The following is an 8,097-nucleotide window of genomic DNA, read 5'->3' as shown; positions in this document are numbered from 1 at the left end:
ATGAGGTGGATAGGTCTGGGGTGTAAGTACGGCGACGTATGTAGCTGACAGATACTAATCGATCGAGGACTTAACCTATTTTAAAAAGTAGTTACTTGAACTACACCAATGTCTTTTATTCAGTTTTGAGTGAATAAAATCTTTTGTAAAAAGGATTGACATTCTCGCTCAGTTTGATATAATAATCATGGCTTTGAAAACAGTTCAGTGATGATGGCAAAGAGGTCACACCCGTTCCCATACCGAACACGGAAGTTAAGCTCTTTAGCGCCGATGGTAGTTGGGGGTTTCCCCCTGTGAGAGTAGGACATCGCTGGTCTGTTTGACAAGTTATAAAAACAGTATAACCACATTACATTATTCCGCAGTAGCTCAGTGGTAGAGCAATCGGCTGTTAACCGATCGGTCGTAAGTTCGAGTCTTACCTGCGGAGCCATTATTGGAGAGCTGTCCGAGTGGCCGAAGGAGCACGATTGGAAATCGTGTAGGCGGTTTGCGCTGCCTCAAGGGTTCGAATCCCTTGCTCTCCGCCAGATGTACGCTTTCATTATATATGGCCCCTTGGTCAAGCGGTTAAGACACCGCCCTTTCACGGCGGTATCACGGGTTCGAATCCCGTAGGGGTCACCATTTTTTAAAAATTTTTCATGCGAATTATATCGCAATATAACCCAGGAGGATTAGCTCAGCTGGGAGAGCACCTGCCTTACAAGCAGGGGGTCGGCGGTTCGAGCCCGTCATCCTCCACCATTTATTTTATAGTATTATCGCGGGGTGGAGCAGTGGTAGCTCGTTGGGCTCATAACCCAAAGGTCACAGGTTCAAATCCTGTCCCCGCAACCAAGGTCCCGTGGTGTAGCGGTTAACATGCCTGCCTGTCACGCAGGAGATCGCGGGTTCGATTCCCGTCGGGACCGCCATTTTATACATACGCTTTGAAGAGCGTCTTTATGGAAAATAACAAATGTGGCTCAGTAGCTCAGTCGGTAGAGCAAAGGACTGAAAATCCTTGTGTCGGCGGTTCGATTCCGTCCTGAGCCACCATTTATATGCCGGTGTAGCTCAATTGGTAGAGCAACTGACTTGTAATCAGTAGGTTGAGGGTTCAAGTCCTTTCGCCGGCATCCTTACTGGTGGGGTAGCGAAGTGGCTAAACGCGGCGGACTGTAAATCCGCTCCCTCCGGGTTCGGCGGTTCGAATCCGTCCCCCACCACCATTTAGGGGCATAGTTCAACGGTAGAATAGAGGTCTCCAAAACCTTTGGTGTGGGTTCGATTCCTACTGCCCCTGTATTTTTTAAAAATAATTATTTTGGCGGTCGTGGCGAAGTGGTTAACGCATCGGATTGTGATTCCGACATTCGGGGGTTCGATACCCCTCGTCCGCCCCATATTTTAAAAGCATTAACACTCATTACTATACTGTAAGTGATCATAACATGGCGGGCGTGGCGAAGTGGTTAACGCATCGGATTGTGATTCCGACATTCGGGGGTTCGATACCCCTCGTCCGCCCCATTAATGGGGTATAGCCAAGCGGTAAGGCAACGGACTTTGACTCCGTCACTCGTTGGTTCGAATCCAGCTACCCCAGTCAGTTTTGCGGAAGTAGTTCAGTGGTAGAATACGACCTTGCCAAGGTCGGGGTCGCGGGTTCGAATCCCGTCTTCCGCTCCACTATGTTGGCGGCATAGCCAAGCGGTAAGGCACGGGTCTGCAACACCCTTACCACCGGTTCGATTCCGGTTGCCGCCTTATAATTTTATATAATTACTTTACACGTGCCCGAGTGGTGGAATGGCAGACACGTCGCACTCAAAATGCGATGCCGCGAGGCGTGCCGGTTCAAGTCCGGCCTCGGGTATCTCCTGGACTTTTCCGGTTAAGTTGAGTAAAAGCTAAAGCATCTACAAACGTTGATAACACAGCGTTTGTAGATGCTTTTTCTTTTTGATGAATACGATAGAAAACGATAGGTTTTGAAAACTTTGTGCACAAATTATGCACAAGGATTACACAAACATGTTCTCAAAGATCGAAATTGTTTCTTCTTCATCTTTTTCTCTCATCTCATCTAAGATGTGCGAATAGGTCTTCCAAGTTGTCTCTACATCCTTATGTCCAAGTCGTTCGCTTACATAGTTCATAGAAACCTTTTGGTTGGATTCACCACCATATAGAAGCACACTTGCATGTGTGTGACGTAAGCCGTGCAAATTTAATTTTTTAATTTTTAAATCATCTAGTACTTTGTTTAATAATTTATTTACATTGGCATTACTGATCACTTTATATTTTGAGGCTTGACTATAGAAAACAAGATCAAAGTTATTTGTGGGAGTCGTGATAAATAGCTGTTCAAAAGTATCCATAGTAAATTTATTAACTTTAATAACACGTATAGACTCATCATTTTTTGTTGGACCAAATCCTTCAGGCGAATTCTTTGCATAGCCCCAAGTCTTTTCAATGTTAATTGTACTGTCCTCGAAATTGAAATCCTTCCTTGTCAGTCCCACCATTTCACCGAAGCGCATACCGGTAGATAGCGCAAGGAGTAAAATATAATATCCCAACCCCTTATCTAACCGATTGACAACTTCTTTAAAAAGGGCCTTGCTTTCGTAATAGCTAAGGTGTTTTTCTTCTGATCGCTTTGCTTGAATTTTCCACGTCAATGTAACTTTCCTTGTAAAGTCAAAAGGAATAATCATATCTTCTACAGCATCACGTATACAAGCCCTGCAATGATAATTTAGTTTCTCTACAGTTTCTTTACTGCGTGTGCTGCCGTAGTCATTAATGAACCCTTGATAATCTTGCCGTGTGATTTTTTGTAAAGGGGTATCTTTAAAGTATTCTTCTACTATTTCTAGAGACCGACCATAATGATATTTAGTTTGACCTTTTATATTCTTTTTATATAAATCGATCCACTCTTTGAAGTACCAAGCAAAAGGCTCTTCTTTTAAATTAGAAACAATCCCTCTGAGTAAATTTGCTTCGACTTCTCCAGCAGCCACTTGTGCTTCTTTTTTTGTTCGGAAACCACCTTTTCTAATTTGGTTTCCTTTATTACTAACTATATACTGCCAAGTTTTTCCTCGCTTTTGAAATGACGCCATGATTATACTACCCCTTCAATTAAAGTGTTTTATTGTTTATCCAAATAAGGAAAACTCTAATTCAGTAACCATTTATCCAATCTTGTTTCTGCAAAAGTATATTCAACATTGAATAGAGCTGCAACAAAACCAATTGCTTCGCTTTTAAGTTGTGGTAACTCTAAATGGTTCAACATGAATGTTGGAATGCAGAAGTGGAGTGCAAATTGTTCTGCCTGCCATTCCTGATATTCCTGGAACGGCTTGTTCATCGACCAATGATAGCCTTCATAACGCAAGATATGAGCCAATTCGTATGCGAAGTCTTGCCAAATGACTTGTTTAGATTGATTTTCATTTAAAAAGATTCTATAATCGCCTCCTAAATTATTTGCTTCACTTGGTTCATCAAAGTAATAAATTTTTATTTTCAGCATTGTAGAGACATCTTCGATAAGATTAACATGGTAAATTTGTGATGGTTCAGAGATTTTTAGTGAATGATAAATCGAACAAACTTTTTCTTCTAATGAAGATAGATATGATGTTTTCAAATTTAATTCAACACCTTTTCGATATTTAGAATGTATGTTCGTGTATAAGTTATAATAATACCCTATCTTAAATAAAAAGATAGGGTTATTAACTCATATTTTAAAAGATGTTTCATTTGTCCTTATTTTTAATGATTTCCCACATTTTTCTCAACTTTTGTAAGTCTTCCTCGTTAGAGTTAGGTAATTCTGAGTACCAACGTTTTAAATCGGGATCGGAAATAGCCTTTTGGAATTCCTCTTCATCCTTATTTATGAGCGCAGAGTTTTCTGTGCGACCTAGAAGGAAGTCTGTTGAAACATCATAAAGATCCGCTAACTTTTTTAATGTCTCTGTATCAGGGTCACGATAATCTCTTTCATAGTTCGATAACACAGCATTGGTAATACCGACTTTATTAGCTACTTCTACTTGTGACCAACTTCTTTTTTCTCTTTCCTTTTTTAAGCGAAAGCCCAAACTCATATGATCACCATTTTCATTTTACTTATCTATAAGTAATTATACCCTAACTCAACGTAAAGTTAAGTCTTTTCAACTAAAAGTTTAATAAACACTTGACAATAAACGTAAAGTTGAATAAGGTGAGAATACAAATTAAACTTTACGTTGAATGAAGGTTTGGGTGGTGAATAAATGACAAGGTCAGTAAATGAGAAGCTCAGGTTTATCCGGAAGGAATTAAATTTAACTCAATCAGTTATCGCAGAGACACTTAGCATTACAGTACAATCTTACAGCATGAAGGAAAGAGGGCAACGACCAATTACTACAGCTGAATTAGAAGTAATTGCAAAACAATTAAAAGTACCTGTTGCTATTTTTTTTGAAGATTGATTCAACGTAAAGTTTATAATGTTGAACTTAAAATTAAAAGTGAGGTGAATCATTATGGTACAGCAACTGTCAGTCAATCTTACAATTCCAATTCCACAAGATTCTGTATTAATTAGAAAGGTGGAACTAGAAGAGCTAAGAAAACTAGAACTAAGTGGTGTGTATTGGAACATGAAAGAACTAGAACATCGCACAGGCAAAAAACACGAATGGTTGAAAGAAAATATTCTCTTTCGGCAGCAATTCCGAAAAGAGCTTGATAGCGAGAATGGGGGCTATGTTTATTATCCAAAAGGGAAAGGTCAGACTTGGTCTTTTCAAGCATCAAAGATGTCAGCTTTTCTGGATAAAAACTTTCATAGATTTTTCAAGTAACCGTGATAAGAAAAAATCATTAAGTAGTTGACATGCAATTCACATTACAAACGCAGAAATTAAGAAAGGATGAAGAGACATGACTTACTTTGTAGTTCAGGTTCGTAGCGGAGCGGAAATTGAAGTGAAAGAGATGTTAAATACTGTTTTGAATAGAGCAGGCGATTCAATGGTTAAAGCTATCTATGCAATGGAAACATTCACAGAAATTATTCGTGATGACAATACTGCTGTAGATCTTTCCGAGTTAAACACAAATGATATTTCTGAACACTTGTATGTAAAGAGAATTCAAGCAGGTTTAAACAACCTTCGCATCGCTTGCGACAAACTGAAAGAATACAAAGATGCCAATTCTCTTGCCTTGCTTGAAACCTACAAAGACAGCATTCGTGAACTCTCCAAAGACTTGAGAGAAGTTCGAAAGAATACGAAGAAAATTAGTAGCGTAATTAGCGGATATATTTTAGTAGAATTAAACGTAGATTTTTATTACTTCCCGGATAATTTATGGCACTTAGTAAAATCAGTGCCTAACGTAACAGGAATTCCAAGTAAGTACAATGTTCCACAAGAAGAAATCGATGCATTCTTCCAACAGGTAGATATTACACCAGAGGTGGAAATGCAATTTGAAGAAATTCTATCAAGTGATGCATTTGTTGAAGCAAGAAACGAAATCCTGCATGAAGCGAATCAAGTAGTTGGTACTGTTGAAGAAAAAGTTTTACTCGAAAAAATTGATATTATTGCAACTAAAGTTGTTGATTCTGTAAATGAAATGAAAAATGACATTGATTCCTCTAACCCAATTATGAGAAACGTAGAACGATGTAAAGCGTTTATTCGTCGTAAACGTCAAACAGTAGTGATGCCTATGGATTTATTCTTGGCTCTTTATAATGATATTGAAAAACAAAACCTTATCCCAGCCCAAAGTTCTTTTGCATTTCTTAAACGCTTTAGATCCATATTATATAGAGACGATAAGATGGTGAGTTTGGAATGAATGAATTCATTGGAATAGTTGTAAAGGTTCTTTATAGAAATGAGGATTTTCTGATTGCTAAATTGCAAACGGATAATGAGGAACTCACAATTAAAGGAAGCATTTATGGGGTAAATAAAGGTGAAGAAGTAAAGGTTCGTGGGACATGGGAAAATCACACGCAGTTTGGGAAACAGTTTGTCGTAGAGTTTTGGGAAAGGCCGATTCCGCAAACAAAAGATCAAGTGATTGCATTCCTAGCATCGCCCCTAATAAAGGGATGTGGGCCGAAACAGTCAGTGGTCATTGCTGAAAAGTTGGGTGAAGACGCTCTGATGATAATCAGTGAACAAGGCGAAGCGAGTTTACAAGGGATTAAAGGTATCGGTGAGAAACGCGCTAGTAACATTGTAGAAAGTGTTAGGTCTACGTTTGAGGTACAGAAAATCATTTCGGAACTACTTGTATTCGGAATATCCGCTCGTATGGCGATGCGGCTGTATAAAGAATACGAGTCTAATACGGTAGCAGTTGTTACAGAAAATCCATATAAGCTAACAGAATTAAACTTGATAGGGTTCTTAAAGGCTGATGAAATTGCTCAAAAGATTGGTATATCACCCTTATCAGGATACCGCATTGATGCTTGTGTGAACTATGTACTAAAAGAAACATGCTTCAGTTCAGGCCATTGTTATGTGTTGGAAGAAATTCTACTTGCGGAAGCTTCACGTGCATTAAATCATAATACGATTGAAGAGAACAAAGTTTCGATGGATGAATTAGCACAAAGTATTTACCGTTTAGAAGAGAAACATATCGTTATTGAAGACAATTGCGTTTACCCAAAGTTTTTATTCACATATGAAGACAGGTTAGCTCGGAAACTTTCAGAAATGAAGGGTTCTCGGGATGGCGTAGCATTGCCTTCGTTAGAAAAACAGATAACCAACTATCAAAAGAAGCAGGGAATCATCCTAGCTGAGAAGCAACGTGATGCGATTAGGCGGTTATTTGAAGAACAGATGTTAATACTCACTGGTGGTCCTGGAACCGGTAAGACAACCGTTATACGTGCCATGATCGATATATATAAAGAGTTGTATCCAGAATTGATTATATGCTTAGCGGCCCCGACTGGAAAGGCGAGTAGACAATTGTCAGAAGTAGCTGGACATGACGCATCTACAATCCATAGGCTCATTGGGTATCAGCAAGGGGAAATTCCTACCTACAATTGGCAAGATAAACTTTCTTGCGATTTGTTAGTCGTTGATGAAATGTCGATGGTGGATGTTCAGTTAGCCAGTTTACTAATGGATGCACTTGAAAATGATACGAGAATTCTCTTTGTAGGTGACACGGATCAATTGCCATCAGTTAATCCGGGAAACGTTCTAAGCGACATGATTCAGTCGGGATTATCAACAGTGGCTCTTACAGAAGTATTTAGACAAGCACAAGAAAGTCAAATCATAAGTAATGCTCATAGGGTTAACCAAGGTAAATCACTTCTTATCGATAGTGATAAAGGTGATTTTTATTTTATTCATCAAGAAGATCCAAAACGAATCGCAGACTATATTGTAAGAAGTGCTTTACGTTTTCAAGAATTAGGTTATTCCATATCGGACATTTTGATTTTAAGTCCCATGAAAAAGGGACCTGCTGGAACAATTGCATTGAATGATCAGTTGAGAGACGCTTTAAACCCTGCCGACTCGACCAAAAATGAATGGAAGATAGGAAAAAATCTATTCAGACTCGGTGATAAAGTTATTCAAATTAAAAATAATCAATCTAAAGGCGTTTTTAATGGCGATATTGGTGTGATTACTAAAATTTCGAAAGAAGTAAATGAAAATAGTGAGACCGTTGAGAAAATGACATGTGATTTCATGGGAATAAAAGTATCATACGAAAAAAGCGAAACCAAAGAATTAGAATTAGGTTACGCAATCACGATTCACAAATCACAAGGCGGTGAAGCACCTATTGTCATAATCCCTGCTACGACAAGTCACTACATTATGTTGGCTCGGAATTTAATGTATACAGGCATGACTAGGGCAAAAGAAAGAATCGTTTTGATTGGTACAGAAAAAGCGATGGAGATTGCTATAAGAAATAATAAATTGAGAGAAAGAAACAGCGGCTTATCAAATCGTATCACCTCGTATACCGAAAATAACAACCGATTCAGTACGCGCAATGCAAGCGGTGAGAGGGGGTGATATA

At 38.8% G+C, this 8,097-nt stretch carries 7 protein-coding genes, 16 tRNA genes and 1 rRNA gene; 21 read left to right on the top strand and 3 right to left on the bottom strand.

The genetic code is table 11. From position 1 onward, the window contains the following. Window positions 1–203 precede the first annotated feature (203 nt). From rrf to CSV80_RS11380, 17 genes are all read left to right on the top strand, one after another. Window positions 204–319: ribosomal RNA gene (rrf, locus tag CSV80_RS11460) — 5S ribosomal RNA — on the top strand. Between the two features lie 42 nt (window positions 320–361). Beyond that, a tRNA-Asn gene (locus CSV80_RS11455) sits at window positions 362–436 on the top strand. Window positions 437–441: 5 nt separating this feature from the next. After that, window positions 442–533: transfer RNA gene (locus CSV80_RS11450), tRNA-Ser, on the top strand. 22 nt (window positions 534–555) lie between these two features. Next, a tRNA-Glu gene (locus tag CSV80_RS11445) sits at window positions 556–630 on the top strand. Between the two features lie 44 nt (window positions 631–674). Next, window positions 675–750 (top strand) — tRNA-Val (locus CSV80_RS11440). 18 nt (window positions 751–768) lie between these two features. Next, window positions 769–843: transfer RNA gene (locus CSV80_RS11435), tRNA-Met, on the top strand. A gap of 1 nt (window position 844) precedes the next feature. Then, a tRNA-Asp gene (locus tag CSV80_RS11430) sits at window positions 845–920 on the top strand. A gap of 48 nt (window positions 921–968) precedes the next feature. Beyond that, window positions 969–1,044 (top strand) — tRNA-Phe (locus CSV80_RS11425). A 7-nt stretch (window positions 1,045–1,051) separates the two neighbouring features. After that, window positions 1,052–1,124: transfer RNA gene (locus CSV80_RS11420), tRNA-Thr, on the top strand. An 8-nt stretch (window positions 1,125–1,132) separates the two neighbouring features. Continuing rightward, window positions 1,133–1,217: transfer RNA gene (locus CSV80_RS11415), tRNA-Tyr, on the top strand. Between the two features lie 3 nt (window positions 1,218–1,220). Further along, window positions 1,221–1,291 (top strand) — tRNA-Trp (locus tag CSV80_RS11410). A gap of 24 nt (window positions 1,292–1,315) precedes the next feature. Then, window positions 1,316–1,391 (top strand) — tRNA-His (locus CSV80_RS11405). A 51-nt stretch (window positions 1,392–1,442) separates the two neighbouring features. Then, window positions 1,443–1,518: transfer RNA gene (locus CSV80_RS11400), tRNA-His, on the top strand. A 4-nt stretch (window positions 1,519–1,522) separates the two neighbouring features. Then, window positions 1,523–1,594: transfer RNA gene (locus CSV80_RS11395), tRNA-Gln, on the top strand. A gap of 8 nt (window positions 1,595–1,602) precedes the next feature. Then, a tRNA-Gly gene (locus CSV80_RS11390) sits at window positions 1,603–1,677 on the top strand. Window positions 1,678–1,684: 7 nt separating this feature from the next. Further along, window positions 1,685–1,755: transfer RNA gene (locus CSV80_RS11385), tRNA-Cys, on the top strand. A 28-nt stretch (window positions 1,756–1,783) separates the two neighbouring features. Next, window positions 1,784–1,864: transfer RNA gene (locus tag CSV80_RS11380), tRNA-Leu, on the top strand. A 148-nt stretch (window positions 1,865–2,012) separates the two neighbouring features. On the opposite strand, the gene CSV80_RS11375 is transcribed toward CSV80_RS11380, so the two are convergent. From CSV80_RS11375 to CSV80_RS18105, 3 genes are all read right to left on the bottom strand, one after another. After that, window positions 2,013–3,125, bottom strand: a complete 1,113-nt coding sequence (locus CSV80_RS11375; protein ID WP_099670974.1) for a site-specific integrase — start codon at window positions 3,123–3,125, stop codon at window positions 2,013–2,015. A gap of 56 nt (window positions 3,126–3,181) precedes the next feature. Continuing rightward, a complete protein-coding gene (locus CSV80_RS11370; RefSeq protein ID WP_099670973.1) occupies window positions 3,182–3,658 on the bottom strand; it encodes an ImmA/IrrE family metallo-endopeptidase in 477 nt (158 codons plus the stop codon). Window positions 3,659–3,770: 112 nt separating this feature from the next. Next, window positions 3,771–4,124, bottom strand: coding sequence for a helix-turn-helix domain-containing protein (locus tag CSV80_RS18105; protein WP_009499460.1), 354 nt, complete (start codon window positions 4,122–4,124; stop codon window positions 3,771–3,773). A 171-nt stretch (window positions 4,125–4,295) separates the two neighbouring features. Here CSV80_RS18105 and CSV80_RS11360 point away from each other — a divergent pair, with 171 nt between their 5' ends. The 4 genes from CSV80_RS11360 to recD2 all read left to right on the top strand — a co-directional run bounded on the left by CSV80_RS11360 (window position 4,296) and on the right by recD2 (window position 8,093). Further along, the gene (locus CSV80_RS11360) at window positions 4,296–4,496 is read left to right on the top strand and encodes a helix-turn-helix domain-containing protein (RefSeq protein ID WP_009499462.1); all 201 of its coding nucleotides are present in this window, start codon (window positions 4,296–4,298) and stop codon (window positions 4,494–4,496) included. 54 nt (window positions 4,497–4,550) lie between these two features. Next, window positions 4,551–4,871, top strand: coding sequence for a DUF771 domain-containing protein (locus CSV80_RS11355; protein WP_009499463.1), 321 nt, complete (start codon window positions 4,551–4,553; stop codon window positions 4,869–4,871). 79 nt (window positions 4,872–4,950) lie between these two features. Continuing rightward, a complete protein-coding gene (locus tag CSV80_RS11350) occupies window positions 4,951–5,880 on the top strand; it encodes a transcription termination/antitermination NusG family protein (protein ID WP_009499464.1) in 930 nt (309 codons plus the stop codon). After that, a complete protein-coding gene (gene recD2 / locus CSV80_RS11345) occupies window positions 5,877–8,093 on the top strand; it encodes an SF1B family DNA helicase RecD2 (protein WP_009499465.1) in 2,217 nt (738 codons plus the stop codon). The genes CSV80_RS11350 and recD2 overlap by 4 nt, the downstream gene beginning before the upstream one ends. Window positions 8,094–8,097: the final 4 nt, after the last annotated feature.

The organism is Sporosarcina sp. P12(2017) (assembly GCF_002743035.1).
In the GTDB taxonomy this organism is placed as follows: Bacteria; Bacillota; Bacilli; order Bacillales_A; family Planococcaceae; genus Sporosarcina; species Sporosarcina ureae.
This window is presented reverse-complemented; position numbering and strand designations above follow the sequence as displayed.